Below are 16,888 nucleotides of genomic sequence, written 5' to 3'. Positions count from 1 at the left end.
CGGGGTGCCCGCCGCCGAAGAGCGCCCCGAAGAGGTCCTCGAAGCCGGCACCCCCCGCGGCGCTCGGTCCGCCCGAGCCGGCCGAGAACCGGGCGCCGCCGCCGGCCATCGCGCGGATGGCGTCGTACTGCTGGCGCTGCTCGGGGTCGGAGAGCACCGCGTAGGCCTCACCGACCTCCTTGAACTTCGCCTCGGCGGCGTCGTCCCCGGGGTTCTGGTCGGGGTGCAGGCTGCGAGCCTTCTTCCGGTACGCCTTCTTGATGGCGCTCGCGTCGGCGTTCTTGGGCACGCCGAGCGCCGCGTAGAAGTCCTTCTCGAACCAGTCCTGACCTGTCATCGCCTACCCCCTCCCCGTTCTCGTCGCACGCCTCTCAGGACTCGGGCTCGGCCACGGCCACGCGGGCCGCCCGCACCACACGCTCGCCGACGCGGTGGCCGGGCTGGAGCACCTGGACGACCGTCGGCTCGCTGACGTCGCCGGAGTGGGAGTGCATGAGGGCCTCGTGCACGTTCGGGTCGAAGGCCTCACCCACGGCACCGAACCGCTCCCAGCCGAAGCGCCCGAGCGAGGTCTCGAGCTTCTCGGCGATCGAGGCGAAGGGCCCCTCGGCGAGCTCGCCGTGCTGCCGTGCCAGCTCGATGTCGTCGAGCACCCCGAAGAGGGACTCGATGACGTCGCTGACGGCCTTGTCCCGCGAGACCTGACGGTCCCGGTCGACGCGGCGCCGGTAGTTGACGTACTCGGCCTGGAGACGCTGCAGGTCCTCGAGCCGCTCGGCGGCCTGGGTCTGCGCCGTCGCGAGGTCGCCCTCGGCGGCGGGCTCGGCGTCGACCAGGCTCGAGGCGTCGTCGGGGACGCTCTCGCCGGTCGGGGCGTCGTCGGGCGTGGCAGCCGGGGTGGGCTGCTCACGCACGGCGTACGTCTCGGGGTCGATGCGTCGCTTGTCGGTGAACCGCGGCCGGTCGGAGTCCTCGTCCCCGACCGGCGGCGTGTGCTGGTCGCTCACTTGCGCTCGTCCTCATCCACGATCTCGGCGTCGACGACGTCCTCGTCCGAGGTGCTGCCCTCGGCCGGGGCGTCCGTCGGCGCACCCTCGGTCGCCCCTGCGGCCTCGTCGGCCTGGTAGATGGCCTCGCCGATCTTCTGGCTGACGGCCGAGAGCGCGGCCTGCTTGGTCTTGACCGCCTCGATGTCGTCACCCTCGAGGGCGGTCTTGAGCTCGGCGACGGCGGCCTCGACCTCGGTCTTGACGTCCTCGGGGACCTTGTCGCCGTTGTCGGCCAGGACCTTCTCGGTCGAGTACGCGAGGGCCTCGGCCTGGTTGCGGGTCTCGGCCTCCTCGCGGCGCGCCTTGTCCTCGGCGGCGTGCTCCTCGGCCTCCTTGACCATGCGGTCGATGTCCTCCTTGGGGAGGGCAGAGCCGCCCGTGATGGTCATCTTCTGCTCGGTGCCGGTGCCGCGGTCCTTGGCGGAGACGTGCACGATGCCGTTGGCGTCGATGTCGAAGGTGACCTCGATCTGCGGCACGCCGCGCGGGGCCGGGGCGATGCCCGTGAGCTCGAAGGTGCCGAGCGGCTTGTTGTCCCGCGCGAACTCGCGCTCGCCCTGGAACACCTGGATGAGCACCGAGGGCTGGTTGTCGTCCGCCGTCGAGAAGATCTCGCTGCGCTTGGTGGGGATGGCCGTGTTGCGCTCGATGAGCTTGGTCATCACGCCGCCCTTGGTCTCGATGCCGAGGCTCAGCGGGGTGACGTCGATGAGCAGGACGTCCTTGCGCTCACCCTTGATGACACCGGCCTGCAGGGCAGCGCCCACGGCGACGACCTCGTCGGGGTTGACGCCCTTGTTGGGCTCCTTGCCCCCGGTGAGGTCACGCACGACGTCGGCCACGGCGGGCATCCGGGTCGAGCCGCCGACCAGGACGATGTGGTCGATGTCGTTGACCGAGATCCCGGCGTCCTTGATGACCTGCTGGAACGGGGACTTGGTGCGCTCGAGGAGGTCCTTGGTCATCTCCTGGAACTGTGCCCGGGTGATCTTCTCGTCGAGGTGGATCGGGCCGTTCTCGCTCATCGACAGGTACTGCATCGAGATGTTGGTGCTCGTCGCGGAGGAGAGCTCCTTCTTGGCCTGCTCGGCCGCCTCGCGCAGACGCTGCAGGGCGATCTTGTCCTTGGACAGGTCGACCCCGTTGTTGTTCTTCACCTGCTTGATGAGGTGCTCGACGATGCGGTTGTCCCAGTCGTCGCCGCCGAGGCGGTTGTCGCCGTGCGTGGCGCGGACCTGGATGGTCGAGAACTCGTCCTCGTCCTTGCCGACCTCGAGCAGGGAGACGTCGAAGGTGCCGCCACCGAGGTCGAAGACGAGGATCAGCTCGTCCTCCTTGCCCTTGTCCAGGCCGTAGGCCAGGGCCGCTGCGGTGGGCTCGTTGACGATGCGGAGCACGTTCATCCCCGCGACCTGGCCGGCGTCCTTGGTGGCCTGGCGCTCGGCGTCGTTGAAGTAGGCCGGGACGGTGATGACCGCGTCGGTGACGGGCTCGCCCAGGTACTCCTCGGCGTCGCGCTTGAGCTTGCCCAGCACGCGGGCCGAGATCTCCTGCGGGCCGTAGGACTTGTCGTCGATCTCGACCTTCCAGTCGGTGCCCATGTGGCGCTTGACCGAGCTGATGGTGCGGTCGACGTTCGTGACGGCCTGGCGCTTGGCGATCTCGCCGACCAGGACCTCACCGGTCTTGGAGAACGCGACGACCGACGGGGTGGTGCGGGCGCCCTCGGCGTTCGCGATGACGGTGGGCTCGCCACCCTCGAGGACGGAGACGACGGAGTTGGTGGTGCCGAGGTCGATGCCGACTGCTCGTGCCATGTCAGGTGCCTTCCTTCATACGTGGACCCGCGGCAGGTCGTGCCGACGGGCATCGGTGCTACGTCTGGTCAGGGCCCGACACCCGTCGGTGTTGAGCCTGCTGCGCTCAAGTCTGCGCCGCTCCTCGATGCTGCGCAAGTTCGGAGGCTCAGAGTTGAGTCTGTCAGGCTCAACTGTGCGCCAGGGCTGCGCATTCCCACCGCCTGTCCGAGGCGCCGCCCGCGGGTGCATAGTGGCGTCATGCCCTCCCAGCCCGTGACCACGACAGCCCCCGCGCTGGGCGGTCGGGCGATCATGCGGCAGTCGTGGCGCGACCTCACCTTCGTCCACTGGCGGGTAGCGCCCGACGTCGTCGCACCCTTCATGCCCCTGGGAACGCGACCGGACGTCCACGACGGGTCGAGCTGGGTCGGTCTCGTGCCCTTCCGCATGGTCGGCGCGGGTGCCGCGCGTGGGCCCGGCCTCCCGTGGCTCGGCACCTTCCCCGAGACCAACGTCCGCCTCTACTCGGTCGACGAGCGGGGCCGCCGGGGCGTGGTCTTCCTGACGCTCGAGGCGTCCCGGCTGGCGTTCGTCCTCGGCGCGCGTGCGGTGTTCGCGCTGCCGTACACGTGGGCGCGGATGCGCGTGACAGAGGCCGACGGCGTCCTCACGTACGCCTCGCAGCGCCGCTGGCCGGGCCCGCGGGACGCCACGACGCGCGTCGTCGTGCGGCCGGGCGAGACGCTCGCACCCGGCGATCCGGTGGCCGAGTTCCTCACCGCGCGCTGGGGCCTGCACACACGCGCCTTCGGTCGCACGCTCTACGTGCCCAACCGTCACGAGACCTGGCCGCTGCACGCGGCCGAGCTGCTCACGCTGGACGACCGGCTCGTCGAAGCGTGCGGCCTCCCGGCGACGGCGCACCGGCCACCGGACTCGGTGCTGTTCTCCCGCGGGGTCCGCACGGAGTTCGGCGCGCCCGTCGACGTCCGGCGGCCGCTGCCCGCGTGACGCGAGCCGCCTCCCGAGGCCCACGAGGACGCGCCTCTGCACCCAGGTCCAGGCGTGAGGCTCACCTAAAGGCACGAGTGGCCGGGCACCGATCAGATGCCCGGCCACTCGTCCTTGGATCTACCGGTCAGTCGACCGGAGCCGTGTACTCGGTGATCAGTCGCCGCTCGAGCGGGTCGCGCTCGAAGCCGCTGAACGTGCCGAGCTCGCCCTGCACCACCCGCTCGTGCACGAGCGGGATGGCCGCGTCGAGACGCAGGACGGCGGCCTCGACGGCCATCGTCGCCTCCTGGCGCTCCGGACCGGCGGGGAACTGGAGCCCCTCCTCGAGGATCTCGTCGACCGCAGGGTCGCACAGCTGGGCGATGTTGTTGCCGCCCTCGCAGCCGAAGTCCTGGGCGAAGGCCGAGAGCGGGTCACCGGTGTCGAGCATCGTGTTGCGCGAGACCACCACGGCGTCGAAGGCGCCGCCGAGCATCTCCAGCTCCAGGTTGGCGTACTCGCGGACGTCCTGAGTCACGACGAAGCCAGCGCTCTCGAGCTGCGCCTCGATCTGGACGGCGATCTCGGGGTTCTCGGCCCGGTCGGTGTACGTGGCGAGGGTGATCTCGACCCCGTCGACCTGCGCGGGCTCGACGGCGGACGCGGTGTCGCCACGCAGGTCCGCGGCCCACGGCACGGCCGGGCCGAGCAGCCCGACGGCGGGGTCGGCGTACCCCTCGTAGATGGTCTCGGCGATGACCCCCGGGTCGATGGCGGCACGCGCCGCGGCACGGACGGCCGGGTCCTCGAACGGGCCCGAGGCGGTGTTGAGCGCGACCGAGGTCGTCCGGGGCATGAAGACCTCGTTGACGGCCTCCTCGTCGAGCAGGCTCACCTGGGAGATCGGGACGGTCTCCGCGACGTCGGCCTCGGCCGCACGGATGGCCGCCGCACGCGCCGTGCCGTCCGGCACGAAGGAGGCGTCGATGCCCGAGGCGATGGCCACGTCACCCCAGTAGTCCTCGAAGCGCTCGAGGGTCAGCGTGCTGCTGCCGTCGACCTCCGTGAGCTCGAAGGGTCCGGTGCCGGTGCCGATCGGGGACACCGACCCGCCGTCGCCGTAGGCCGAGGGCGAGAAGATCGAGAGCTGCGGGCTGGCGAGCCGGTTCGGCAGCATCGCGTCCGGGACGTCGGTCGTGACGGTGACCTCGCCCTCACCGGTCACCTCGGTGGTGAGGTTGACACCGCTGAGAGCACGCGGCGGAGGCACGGCCTCCCCCGCACGGTCGAAGGCGTTCTTGACCGCCTCGGCGTCGAAGGTCTCGCCGTCGTGGAAGGTGACGTCGTCCCGCAGGGCGAACACCCACGTCAGCTCGCCGACCTGCTCCCAGCTCCTGGCCAGCAGCCCCTCAGGCTCGACATCGTCGCTCACGCGCACGAGCGTCTCGGCCGAGCTCAGCCGGGAGAGCTTGAACGCGTCGTCGCTGAAGGGGTTCATCGCCGCCTTGGGCGGCTGCATGAACGCCACGCGGATGCGCTCGTCCCCGGAGCTCGCGGGCTCCGCGCTGGCACCTCCGCACCCGCTCAGCACGAGTGCAGCACCCGCTGCCATCGCGAGCGTCGAGATCGCTCTGCTCCTGTCGTTCCACTTCATGGGTGACGTCTCTTCCTGTTCTCGCGCCAGGTGCTGGCGCTGGGGGTCACGGGCCGGGGACGGCGAGGATCGTGCCCTCGCGTCACCGGGTCCCGAGGTCTGGGCGGCGAAGGTCGACGGTCACGTTGGACAGCGACACCGCGAGGACGCCGAGGATCAGCAGCGCCCCGGCCGGGACGAGCACCACGAGGGGCGCGCGCTCCACGTAGGGCATGCCATCGGCGAGCACCAGGCCCCAGTCCGACTGGGGCGGCTGCGGCCCGAGCCCGACGAAGCCGAGGGTCGCCAGCGCGAGGCAGATGCCCGGGAGCCGCAGGCAGGCGTGACGGAACACCGGGCCGACGACCCGCGGGAACACGTAGCGGGCCAGCAGCCGCACCCTCCCGACGCCCAGCACGGGTGCGATCCGGACATGGGGCTGCGCCTTCACCTCCTGCACCAGGGCCGCTGCGTGCGACGCGAGCGGCGCCCAGCTCACCGCCGCGACGGCGATGGCCGCACCGACGGCGGAGGGCCCGGCGATCGCCGCGACGATCAGACCGGCGAGGATCGGCGGGGCGGCGTTCGTGGTCTCGACGGGCCCCGCAGCAAGGTTCGGGAGCAGGCCGACGGCGAGACCCACCACGAGGCAGGCCACCGCGACCAGGGCGCCGACGCCCAGGGTCGACAGCGCCCCGTGCGAGATCCGGGCCAGCACGTCGCGACCGTTCGCGTCCGCCCCGAAGGGCAGGTCCCAGCTCGGAGCCTGCAGCCGTGCGAAGTCCAGGGCGTAGGGATCCCTGGAGAGCCCGGCCACCACGAGGACGACCAGGAGGAGGAGCATCGTCCCGGGGACGACCAGGGCCCGCCGCGAGCTGGGCGGTCGGGGCACGGCCACGGGCAGGGAGCTGGACCTCAGCGCCGGTCCGAGCAGCAGCCGGCGCAGCAACGACACGCCGACGCTGAAGGCGACCGCGAGCAGCATCATGAGGAGCACCCCGGCCTGCAGGGTGGGCAGGTCCTGCGCCTGCGCCGCGCCGAGGGTCGCCCGACCGATGCCGGGGATCGCGAAGACGCGCTCGACGACCACGGCGCTCGCGGTGATGCTGATCAGCACGAGGGCCATGGGCGCGGCAACGCTCGGCAGCGTCCGACGGAGGGTGGCGAGCACGATCCGACGTCGGGAGAACCCGGCGACCTGCCAGGTGGCGACCCACCGCTCCGCGAAGGTGTCCGCCAGGGCGTCCGACAGCAGGCGGCCCAGGAAGCCTCCGGCCGGCAGGCCCATGGCGAGGGCGGGCAGCACCAGGTACTCAGGCCCACCCCAGCCGTACGGCGGCAGCCACCCCCACCAGACCGCGACGACGACGAGGAGCACGGAGGCGAGGAGGAAGTCCGGGAGCGCCGTGAACGCCGCCGCAGCACCACCGTTCGTCCGGTCGGAGCGGCCGGCGAGCCCACGGCGGAACGTGGGCACCGTGAGGGCCCCGGCGAGGAGCACCGCGACGGCCAGCGAGGCCAGCATGAGGAGCAGCGAGGTTCCCAGGGCCGAGACGAGACCGGGCAGCACCGGCGCGCCCGTCACCCAGGAGGCCCCCAGATCACCCTGCAACGCGCTGCCCACCCAGGCGGCGAAGACCCCGAAGAGCCCTCGCTCGAGCCCGAGCTCACGGCGGATCGACGCGAGCGCCTCCTCGGTGATCACACCCTCGGAGTACCGCGCGCGGAAGACGGAGGTGGCCACGTCACGGTCGGAGAGGAACGGCAGGCTGCTCAGCAGGAACAGCACCGCGACGATCGCGAACCCCCGGGAGGCAGTCGAGATGATCGCGGCTCGCGGAGCACGGGACAGCATCGCGCCCCGGTTCGCGCGCGGCAGGACGGGCGCGACGGTGGCAGGACTGGCCATGGGATCACCTCCTGGGGTGGGCTCGGTCGCGCGCCGGGCAGGGTCGAGGATCGGGGCAGGGGGCAAGGAGCTGGGCGGGTCAGGGGTCTAGACGGGCAGGGAGCGGGGTCAGCGAGCTGCGGGGGCGGCCTCCGCCATGACCGGCAGGGCCGGGACGGCGTCGAGCAGCTCCCGGGTCCGGGGATGGTGAGGGTCGGCGAGCAGCTGCGCCGTCGGCCGGTCCTCGACCACCTCACCGGCGGACATCACGAGGGTGCGGTCGCACAGGCTGGCGATCACCGAGAGGTCGTGGGAGACGACGACGATCCCGGTCCCCCGAGTCGCGCAGACCTCCCGGAGCACGGCGATGATCTGCTCGCGCATCGGCAGGTCCAGCCCGCTGACGGGCTCGTCGGCGAGCAGCACGTCGGGGCGCGTCGCGACGGCGCGAGCGATCGCCAGCCGTTGCGCCTGACCACCCGAGAGCTCTCCCACCCGACGTCGCAGGAAGCCCTCGTCGAGCTGCACCGAGGACAACGCCTCGCGCACCATCTCCACGTGGTCGCCCGGCACGCCGAGGCGCACGAGGGGCTCCCGCACCAGGTTCTCCACCGTCATGAGCGGGTCGAGGCTGCTCGCCGGATCCTGCGGCACGTACTGGACCTTGCGGCGGTACCACCTGAGCCGCCGGGCTCCGGCAGGGGCGACCGGCGCCCCGTCGCAGGTGATGGTCCCGGTGTCGGAACGTTCGAGGGCGAGCATGAGCCGCAGCAGCGTCGTCTTCCCCGAGCCCGAGACGCCGACGATCCCGACGCGCTCCCCCGCACGGATCGACAGGCTCGTGGGAGCCAACGCCGTCCGCATCTCGGCCCTGCCGAGCAGGCGGGAGCGGGGCGCCCGGTACGCCCGGCTCACCTGGTCGATCGCGTAGAACGGAGGCTGGTCGCGGTGGACCGCGACGCCGTCGGCCCGCTGAGCGGCGTCGTCGGCCCGTGGCGGGAGACCGGCGTCGAGCTGCGTCGCGGCCGGGGAGATCGTGGCTGCCTGCGCGGCCCGGACCAGCCCGCGCGTGTAGGGGTGCGCCGGGTCGGCACAGATCGACGGCATCGGTCCGTGCTCGACGACCGCACCGTCCTTCATCACGATGCCTTCGCCGCACAGGGCCGAGGCGGCCGCGACGTCGTGGGTGATGAAGAGCAGCGCCGGGGAGCGTGAGCCCGCCGTGTACCGGCGCAGCACCTCGAGCACCCGGTGCTGCGTGACGACGTCGAGGGCCGAGGTGGGCTCGTCCGCGATCAGCAGACGCGTCCTGCACGCGAGGGCGAGCGCGATGCAGATGCGTTGACGCTGGCCGCCCGACAGCTCCCCCGAGTAGCGGTCGACGATCTGCTCGGGGTCGGGGAGGCCCACGGACGTCGCGAGGTCCACGGCGGCGGCCTGGGCGTCGGGACGGGACAGCCCACGGTGCCGCCGGAGGGGCTCCACGATCTGCTCGCCCAGCCTGACCAGGGGGTTCAGCGCGACGGCTGAGTCCTGGAAGACCATCGCGACCCGGGCCTGGTCAGCACGTCTCCCGGTCGGTACGCCGAGGACCTCGATGCCGCTCACCCGAATGCTGCCCGTCGTGACGGCGTTCGCCGGGAGCCGCCCGAGGACGGCGTTCGCGGTCAGCGACTTGCCCGACCCGGACTCGCCGAGCAAGCAGACGCGCTCCCCCGAGCCGACCGTGAACGAGACGCCGTCGACGAGCGTGCGGCCGTTGATCGAGATCCCCAGTTCGGAGACCTCGAGGCTCGGCGTAGTCATAATGGGAACTACTATCACTCTCATGGGAGTGGCGATGCAAGTCGACCAGGCAACGTCGGGTCGACCAGGGAGCAGCGACCGCGTCCTGCTCGGGACCCAGCTCCTGTTCAACCTCGGCTTCTACGCGGTCGTCCCGTTCCTCGCACTGGTCCTCACCGAGGACTTCGCGCTCGGTGGTGCTGCCGTCGGACTGGTCCTCGGCATCCGCACGTTCTCCCAGCAGGGAATGTTCCTCCTCGGCGGCATGCTGGCCGACCGGTTCGGCGCACGGACGCTGATCCTCAGCGGCTGCGCAGTCCGGTGCCTCGGCTTCCTGACCCTCTCCGCATCCCTCTGGTCCACCGACCCGGCGCTGAGCTGGTTCGTCGTCGGGACCGTGCTGACCGGGCTCGGGGGAGCCATGTTCTCCCCCGCCCTCAACACCCTCGTCGCTGCCGCCGAGACCCGCCGGACCGCGACCCCGACCCCGGGGCGTCGGGTCACCCTGTTCGCGTGGCTCAGCGTCGTCGGCGAGACCGGCGCAGCTGTCGGACCGCTGCTCGGCGCAGCACTCCTCGGCTGGGGGTTCGCGACCGTGGCCGCGTCGGGGGCTGCGCTGTTCGCTGCGATCGGGCTCGGGTTGTGGCTCCGCCTGCCCGCGCCCCAGCGGCCCACGCGGCCACCCACGCACCCCGCACAGCTGAGCACCCGGGGTGGCGGGCGACCAGCCTCGCTCCGAGACCGCGGCTTCGTGGCCTTCGCCCTGATCCACGCGGTGGACCTGTTCGCCTACAACCAGCTCTACCTCGCGCTGCCCACCGAGCTACGCCGCGTCGAGGCCGGACCCATGGTGCTCGGGCTCCTGCTCGCGTGGGTGTCGATCCTCACCGTCACCCTCCAGATCGCCGTCGCCCGACGGTCCAGCCGGCTCAGCACGCCGGCGGCCCTGCGCCTCGCCTACCTCCTGAGCGCGTGCGGGTTCCTGGTGCTGGCCGGCAGCGCGCCGTGGAACCCGGCCCCCGGGTGGGAGCTCGTCCCCGCGGCCATCGCGGTCACCCTGTTCACGACGAGCCACCTGCTCGCGCTGCCGACCGGCCTGGCAGCCGTCACGACCTTCGCAGGCACCCGGCCGACCGGCTCGTACTTCGGGCTGCTCGCGACCACCGGGGGGATCACCGTGCTGGTGGGCAACCTGGGCGTCGGCGCCCTGCTCGACCTGGCCGCCGCACCCCAGCCGGCCGCCGCCGTCCCCTGGCTCGTCCTCGCGACGCTGCCGATCCTCGCGGCGACCGCCATCGGGACGAGCTGGATCTGGGAACGCCCGCGCGCAGCCGCCCCCGACCTTCGGCCGACGGGGACGGGGACGGGGCTGGTGGTGCGCGCACACGCCACGAACACTGGACCCCACCGCGGATGACCGGCGTGGCGGCGCGGCACGAGCGGTGACCAGCGGGGGGACACCATGACCGCGCCTTCACGACTCCTCGTGCGGGCCGTCTGCGCCTTCGCGCTCGCGGTGACGACCGCCGTCGCGGGAGCGGTGGCCGCAGCAGCGGCACCCGCCGCCACCGGAGAACCGTTGCTCTGCACCGGGTTCATCCAGAGCCAGCAGGTGTACTCCGACGTCCGCGTCCCCGACGGCGCGACCTGCTCGATCCACCTGGTCGGGATCCATGGGAACCTGCTCGTCGACCGGGGCGGCTCGGTACGGGTCACGCGGTCCTCCGTCGTCGGGGACCTCATCAGCTCAGAGATGGCCTCGCCCAGCGACGGCGGCAGCTGCCAGGGTCGACGGCCCTGGTGGAGCCCGGACGCGTACGTGGTGAGCGTCGGCAGGTCCGCGCTGCTCGACGGCAACGGCACCTTCCAGCTGCGCCGGCTCGACGTCGCCGAGTACCTCGCCTGCGTGGACAACGGCGAGATCCTCCTCGACGCGGGCGACGGCCCGGGCGAGCCCCTCGTCACCGCTGGCCTGGGCCGCCGTGGGCAGTGCTAGGAGCCTGACCGCACACATCGGTCGAGGTGCCCGGCCAGACCCGCACCAGACGTCCCTTGCTATCCGGCCGCGATGGGCGCACGCTCACAGCACACGGCCGACCGGACGCTCGTCTCGGTGACCGCCCAGGAAGAGGCACCGCCATGACGGACCCGACCCCACCCATGATCGCCTCGGGCGTTCCCTACGACGTCATCGATGTCGAGGGTCACACCCCGGCCTCCCTCGACGAGTTCAGCGGCTCGGTGACGATGCACACGCACGGCCCGACCGGGGACCACGAGGTCTCGGGGGCCTGCGAGCACGAGCACGACGGCGCGGTCCGCCTGCACGAGAAGGACCATCACGGCACCGGCCGGGACGTGCGCGTCTGGACCGTCACCCCCGGTGCCGACGGCGAGGGGTTCGGCGCCTCGGGGTGAGCGCGTGCTGGAACGCGACACCGGCCGCGCGCCCTACCGTCAGTCCATGAGCGATGACGACGTGAACCCCGCCGCCCCGACGAGCCCGGTGCGGCAGCTGCGGCTGGTGGTCGAGGCGGCCGACTACGAGCAGGCCCTCGCCTTCTACCGCGACGTGCTGGGCCTGCCCGAGCAGGCAGCGTTCCAGGGGGAGGACGGCGCCCGCGTGGCGATCCTCGACGCGGGCCGCGCCACCCTGGAGATCGCCAACCCCGCCCAGAAGCGCATGATCGACGAGGTGGAGGTCGGCCGGCAGGTCGCCCCGCACCTGCGCGTGGCCTTCGAGGTCGACGACGCGGCGACGACCACCCGGGCCCTGGTCGAGGCCGGCGCGGAGGAGCTCGCGCCCCCGACCGAGACGCCGTGGCGATCGCTGAACGCCCGTCTGGAGGCGCCCGCCGGCCTGCAGATCACCGTGTTCCAGGAGCTCGAGCCCCTCGAGGACCGCACCACCCAGCCCGGCTTCGGCACGGACGGCGCCCGCGACTGACGGACGACAGCGCAGGGGTGGCCCATCCTGGGGCCATGGACCCGACGATCCACCTGGGCACCGCGGCCGTCGCCGAGACGTACCGGGCGTTCGGCGAACGTGAGGCGCGCGGCAGCTCCACGACCTACGAGCGTTGGGCGCGCGCGCTCAGCGAGGACGACGTCGTCGCTGATCTGCTGACCACCCTGCCCGCCGGCAAGCGGCAGCCGAACCTCGTCTTCGCGGCAGCGCGGTGGCACGGCGCCGCGGGGACGTATGCGAACCTCCGCACGACGTTGCTCGACCGCTGGCCAGCAGTGCGCGACACGGTGCTCGCCCGCGCCACGCAGACCAACGAAGCCGGCCGGTGCGCGACCCTCCTGCCGTTCCTCGCCAGCCTCCCCCAGCCCCTCGCCCTCCTCGAGGTCGGGGCCTCCGCCGGACTGTGCCTCCTGCCCGACAGGTACTCCTACCGGTACGACGACGGGACCTCCCTCGACCCCCGGGACGGGCCGTCGGAGGTCGTCCTGCCCTGCTCGCTCGGGCCCGGGGTATCTGCGCCCACCCGCATGCCCGAGGTGGTGTGGCGCGCCGGGATCGACCTCGCCCCCGTGGACGTCACCGACCCCGACGCGAGGGCATGGCTCGAGACCCTCGTCTGGCCCGAGCACGAGGACCGGCGCTCCCGGCTGCGGGCTGCGCTGGCCGTCGCCCGGCGGGAGCCACCACGCGTCGTCGCGGGCGACCTGCTCGAGACCCTGCCGGCCCTGGCGGCCGAGGCTCCCGCTGACGCGACCCTCGTCGTGGTCCACAGTGCCGTGCTCGCCTACCTCGACGCCCACGCCCGCTCGACCTTCGTCGACCTGGTCGGGGCGCTGCCCGGCCACTGGATCAGCAACGAGGGTGCACGCGTGCTCCCCGCGAGCGCTGCCCTGGGGCTGGACCCGAGCGACCCCCGCTTCGTCGTCATGGTCGACGGCGTGCCCCGCGCCCGCAGCGACCCCCACGGTCGCTCCCTGGCAGGGACCGAAGACCCCTGGACGGCGGGGTGACCGGCGCCGTAACCTGACGGTCCACGATATTGGGCGATCGCCCAATCGGTGCTCGGGCAGGAGGAGCCATGGAGGAGACCGCCGCAGCACTCCCGGACACCCGCCGGGCCACGACCCGGGAGCGCCTCGTCGCAGCAGCTGTCGCCGTCGGGGCACGGGCAGGCTGGGGCGGCGTCACGACCCGCTCGGTGGCCGCGGAGGCCGGCGTCCGCCAGGGCTTGGTCCACTACCACTTCGCCTCGGTGGACGACCTCCGGCGGACAGCCGTGACCACGGTGCTAGACGACCTCGAGCGCGACGTGCTGCAGCAGATGGGCGCCGGGCGTTCCGCGGAGGGGGGCGCGCCCCCGGCTGTCGCGCTCCACGACGCCGTGCTCTCCCTGCTCGCCCCCACCCCGGCCGAGGCGGACGCGACGGTGTTCATCCACGAGGCCTTCGTCGCCGCCCGGCGGGACGACGCGCTGCGCGAGGAGCTCGGGGCCACGATCCGCAGGTTCCGCAGCGTCGTGGGCACCTGGCTCGAGGAGGTCGCACCGACCAGCGACGGTCCCGACCGTCATGCCGTGGCGACGCTCCTGGTGGCCGCCGTCGACGGGCTCTACCTCCACCGGGCCCTCGGTGTGGGGGGCACCCCCGAGAGCCTCCTCCCGGCGGTGCTGCACCTCCTCGACGCGGGCCGGCCGCAGGCCGCGGCCAGCACGGCGCCGGAGCGGACCGCGTCATGAGAGCCGTCGTCTGCGGGGCGGGGATCGCCGGGCTGAGCGTTGCGTGGTGGCTGCGAGGCGACGGCTGGGACGTCACGCTCGTGGAGCAGGCGCCCCGGCCCCGGGGCGCGGGCTACATGATCGACTTCTTCGGTCCGGGGTTCGAGGTCGCCGAGCGGATGGGGCTGCTGCCCGAGCTGCGCAGGCGGGCGGCGACGATCACCTCGGTGCAGTACGTGGACCCTGCCGGCAGACGCCGCGGCCGGGCCGACTACACCGCGTTCCGCGACGCCGCCGACGGTCGGCTGCTGAGCCTGCCCCGGGGCGCGCTCGCGGAGGTCCTCCACGAGGCGGTCGTCGAGCGCATCGACCTGCGCCGGGGGCTCACGGTCGACTCCGCGACCGAGCAGGCCGACGGCGTGCACGTGCGCCTCTCCGACGGCACCACGACGACGGCCGACCTCCTGGTCGGGGCGGACGGGCTGCACTCACGCGTCCGCGACCTCGCCGTCGCGCCGGACCGCGAGGCCGTGCAGTCCCTGGGCTACCAGACGGCCGCATACCTCCTGCGCGACGACGCCCTGCGCCGGCTGGTGGGCCGTCGCCTGCTCCTGGTCGCGGTGCCCGACCGTCAGGTCGCCCTCTACCCGATGGACGACGAGCACCTCGCGGCCTGGCTCGTCCACCGCGACCACGGGCCCGTGCCGCCAGACCCCCGCGCCGCGGTCCTCTCCCGGTACGCCGGGCTCGGACCCGTGGTCGACCGCGCCCTGACCCATCTGACGCCGGGCACCGACCTGTACTACGACGACGTCGCCCAGACGCACCTCACCCGGTGGACGCAGGGTCGCGCGGTCCTCGTCGGTGACGCCGCCTACGCGCCGTCCCTCATGGCCGGCCAGGGGGCGTCCCTCGCGATGACCGGCGCGTGGGCCCTCGCCGGCGCCCTCGCCCGGCACCCCGGCGACGTGCCCACCGCGCTGCGGCGCTACACGGAGACCATGCGGCCCTTCGTCGAGGACCGCCAGGCGTCAGGGCGTCGCACGGCCCGGTGGCTCGTCCCCTCGACGGCGTGGCAGATCCGCCTGCGGCAGCTGGTCCTCGCGGTCACGGCCCTGCCCGGCACCACGCCGGTCATCCGTCGGGCCCTGGGGACGCAGATCGACGCCGCCCTGCCCGGCTGACCCTGTCCCCGGGCTAGCCTCGCGGCGTGAATCACGTCGTCGCCGGGGTCGCGGACCTCGACACCTCCACCGTGCTGCTCCTGCTCGCCGCTGCCCTGCTGGCGGGCTGGATCGACGCCGTCGTCGGGGGTGGGGGGCTCGTGCAGCTGCCCGCGCTGCTGCTCGTCCCGGGGATCGGCCCGCTGCAGGCCCTCGCGACCAACAAGCTCGCGGGGATCATGGGCACCAGCGTGAGCGCCGCCGTGTTCTACCGACGCGTCCAGCCCGGGTTGCGCACGGCCGCACCGATGGCGGTCGCGGCCCTGCTCGGCGGGGCGGGCGGCGCGGCGCTGGCGAGCTTCCTGCCCGGGGAGGTCATCACACCGATCGTGCTGGTGGCCCTCGTGGTCGTCGCGGTCTGGACCGTGGCGCGGCCGAGCGCAGGCCAGGTCACGAAGCTGCGCTACTCGGGGGTCCGGCACACCGGGACGGCCGCTGCCTTGGGGCTCGGCATCGGCGCGTACGACGGGCTGGTCGGGCCGGGCACGGGCAGCTTCCTGGTGATCGGGCTCGTCGGGCTGCTGGGCTACGCCTTCCTCGAGGCCTCGGCCAACGCCAAGATCATCAACACGGTCACCAACCTCGGAGCGCTGATCATCTTCGCCCTGCAGGGCGCCCCACTGTGGGTGCTCGGACTGATGATGGGCGTGGCGAACATCCTGGGCGCCTACGTCGGGGCACGGATGGCTGTGGCCCGGGGCAGCGCTTTCGTCCGGGCCGCGTTCCTCGTCGTCGTCGGCGGGCTGATCCTGCGGCTCGGCTGGGACGTGCTCGGGCTGGGGTGATCGCGCCCCGTAGCATCCCCGCGTGGGCATCACGATCGAGACCAGGACCGCGACGCAGATCACGGCCGCCGAGCTCTACCCCCTGCTGCAGCTGCGGGTCGACGTGTTCGTCGTCGAGCAGGAGTGCCCCTACCCGGACCTCGACGGGCAGGACCTGCTGCCCGACACCCTCCAGGTGTGGGCCCACGAGGACGGCGCCGTGCTGGGCTGCATCCGCGTGCTGCGCGCCGGGAGCGGGACCCCGTCGATCGGCCGCGTGGTGACCAGCCCCGCTGCCCGTGGTCGCGGCGTCGCCGGGCAGCTGCTCGAAGAGGGCATCGCGCTGTGCGGCCCGACGGCGACCATCCACCTGGGCGCCCAGGCCCACCTCGAGCAGTGGTACGGCCGGTACGGGTTCGTGCGCGCGGGCGAGAACTACGCCGAGGACGGCATCCCGCACGTGCCGATGGAGCGCCGGCCGACGACGGTGGGGTGAGGCCGGGGGCGGCTGCGCGTGAGGAGGGCCCGCCGCGCAGGGGGGCAGCGGCGGGCCCTCGTGACGAACGCTAGCAACGGAACCTGTGAGCACCCTGAGAGCGCCCTTTCGGGGAGTGGCGCTAGGGGGGCATCGAGGCTGGGCACGTGACGCCGGCCAACCGCACGACCCTCCCGCCGTGTCGGTGCCCCGGGGCACCATGGACCCATGGCCACCGAGCTGCCCGAGCTGCTGCTCCCCGACGCCGCGGCGTGGCACGCGTGGCTGCGTGAGCACCACACCGAGTCGACCGGGGTCTGGCTGGTGCTCCACAAGAAGGGCGGGCAGGTCACCTCGCTGACCTACGCCCAGGCCCTGGACGAGGCGCTCTGCTTCGGCTGGATCGACGGCCAGGCCAGGTCCCGCGACGCCGAGACCTCGGCCCAGCGCATGACTCCGCGTCGCGCCCGCAGCCGCTGGTCGGCCCGGAACGTCACCCACGTCGAGCGGCTCGAGGGCGAGGGCCGCATGCAGGAGGCCGGCCGGGTACAGGTGCGGGCCGCCCAGGCCGACGGCCGGTGGGACGCCGCCTACCCC

The 16,888-nt window shown here is 73.0% G+C and carries 17 protein-coding genes; 11 read left to right on the top strand and 6 right to left on the bottom strand.

What is annotated here, in order from left to right; genetic code table 11:
* The 3 genes from L0B03_RS04945 to dnaK all read right to left on the bottom strand — a co-directional run.
* The coding region (locus tag L0B03_RS04945; RefSeq protein WP_250444524.1) for a DnaJ domain-containing protein at window positions 1-337 on the bottom strand (337 nt) is incomplete at its 3' end.
* A gap of 34 nt (window positions 338-371) precedes the next feature.
* Window positions 372-1,007, bottom strand: a complete 636-nt coding sequence (gene grpE / locus L0B03_RS04940; RefSeq protein WP_250444523.1) for a nucleotide exchange factor GrpE — start codon at window positions 1,005-1,007, stop codon at window positions 372-374.
* Window positions 1,004-2,866 (bottom strand): molecular chaperone DnaK, encoded by a 1,863-nt coding sequence (dnaK, locus tag L0B03_RS04935; RefSeq protein ID WP_250444522.1) that lies wholly within the window; start codon window positions 2,864-2,866, stop codon window positions 1,004-1,006. Before dnaK ends, grpE begins: the two co-directional genes overlap by 4 nt.
* Window positions 2,867-3,106: 240 nt before the next feature.
* On the opposite strand from dnaK, the gene L0B03_RS04930 reads away from it, so the two are divergent.
* The gene (locus tag L0B03_RS04930) at window positions 3,107-3,859 is read left to right on the top strand and encodes a YqjF family protein (RefSeq protein WP_250444521.1); all 753 of its coding nucleotides are present in this window, start codon (window positions 3,107-3,109) and stop codon (window positions 3,857-3,859) included.
* Between the two features lie 127 nt (window positions 3,860-3,986).
* On the opposite strand, the gene L0B03_RS04925 is transcribed toward L0B03_RS04930, so the two are convergent.
* The 3 genes from L0B03_RS04925 to L0B03_RS04915 all read right to left on the bottom strand — a co-directional run bounded on the left by L0B03_RS04925 (window position 3,987) and on the right by L0B03_RS04915 (window position 9,168).
* Window positions 3,987-5,495 carry an ABC transporter substrate-binding protein gene (locus L0B03_RS04925; RefSeq protein WP_250444520.1) on the bottom strand — a complete coding sequence of 503 codons (1,509 nt, stop codon included), beginning with the start codon at window positions 5,493-5,495 and terminating at the stop codon, window positions 3,987-3,989.
* Between the two features lie 82 nt (window positions 5,496-5,577).
* A complete protein-coding gene (locus L0B03_RS04920; RefSeq protein WP_250444519.1) occupies window positions 5,578-7,383 on the bottom strand; it encodes an ABC transporter permease subunit in 1,806 nt (601 codons plus the stop codon).
* A gap of 108 nt (window positions 7,384-7,491) precedes the next feature.
* Window positions 7,492-9,168, bottom strand: coding sequence for an ABC transporter ATP-binding protein (locus L0B03_RS04915; protein WP_250444518.1), 1,677 nt, complete (start codon window positions 9,166-9,168; stop codon window positions 7,492-7,494).
* A 22-nt stretch (window positions 9,169-9,190) separates the two neighbouring features.
* On the opposite strand from L0B03_RS04915, the gene L0B03_RS04910 reads away from it, so the two are divergent.
* The 10 genes from L0B03_RS04910 to L0B03_RS04865 all read left to right on the top strand — a co-directional run.
* Window positions 9,191-10,564: an MFS transporter gene (locus L0B03_RS04910; RefSeq protein ID WP_250444517.1), complete on the top strand. Its 1,374-nt coding sequence runs from the start codon at window positions 9,191-9,193 to the stop codon at window positions 10,562-10,564.
* Window positions 10,565-10,609: 45 nt separating this feature from the next.
* Complete coding sequence (locus tag L0B03_RS04905) at window positions 10,610-11,143, top strand: hypothetical protein (RefSeq protein ID WP_250444516.1); 534 nt, start codon at window positions 10,610-10,612, stop codon at window positions 11,141-11,143.
* 143 nt (window positions 11,144-11,286) lie between these two features.
* Window positions 11,287-11,565, top strand: coding sequence for a hypothetical protein (locus tag L0B03_RS04900; protein ID WP_250444515.1), 279 nt, complete (start codon window positions 11,287-11,289; stop codon window positions 11,563-11,565).
* Window positions 11,566-11,611: 46 nt separating this feature from the next.
* Window positions 11,612-12,094, top strand: coding sequence for a VOC family protein (locus L0B03_RS04895; RefSeq protein WP_250444514.1), 483 nt, complete (start codon window positions 11,612-11,614; stop codon window positions 12,092-12,094).
* Window positions 12,095-12,129: 35 nt separating this feature from the next.
* Window positions 12,130-13,125, top strand: a complete 996-nt coding sequence (locus tag L0B03_RS04890) for a DUF2332 domain-containing protein (protein ID WP_250444513.1) — start codon at window positions 12,130-12,132, stop codon at window positions 13,123-13,125.
* Window positions 13,126-13,193: 68 nt separating this feature from the next.
* On the top strand, window positions 13,194-13,850 hold the full coding sequence (locus L0B03_RS04885; protein ID WP_250444512.1) for a TetR/AcrR family transcriptional regulator: 657 nt from the start codon (window positions 13,194-13,196) through the stop codon (window positions 13,848-13,850).
* Window positions 13,847-15,013, top strand: a complete 1,167-nt coding sequence (locus L0B03_RS04880) for an FAD-dependent oxidoreductase (RefSeq protein WP_250444511.1) — start codon at window positions 13,847-13,849, stop codon at window positions 15,011-15,013. Before L0B03_RS04885 ends, L0B03_RS04880 begins: the two co-directional genes overlap by 4 nt.
* 26 nt (window positions 15,014-15,039) lie before the next feature.
* Window positions 15,040-15,837, top strand: coding sequence for a TSUP family transporter (locus L0B03_RS04875; RefSeq protein ID WP_250444510.1), 798 nt, complete (start codon window positions 15,040-15,042; stop codon window positions 15,835-15,837).
* Between the two features lie 22 nt (window positions 15,838-15,859).
* The gene (locus L0B03_RS04870; protein ID WP_250444509.1) at window positions 15,860-16,312 is read left to right on the top strand and encodes a GNAT family N-acetyltransferase; all 453 of its coding nucleotides are present in this window, start codon (window positions 15,860-15,862) and stop codon (window positions 16,310-16,312) included.
* 207 nt (window positions 16,313-16,519) lie between these two features.
* Window positions 16,520-16,888, top strand: a 369-nt coding sequence (locus L0B03_RS04865) for a YdeI family protein (RefSeq protein ID WP_374204878.1), incomplete at its 3' end; no start/stop codon positions are given.

The sequence above is a fragment of the Actinotalea sp. C106 genome, assembly GCF_023630195.1.
Classification (GTDB): domain Bacteria; phylum Actinomycetota; class Actinomycetes; order Actinomycetales; family Cellulomonadaceae; genus Actinotalea.
The sequence above is the reverse complement of the archived record's forward strand: the minus strand, read 5'-3'. Positions and strand labels throughout refer to the sequence as shown.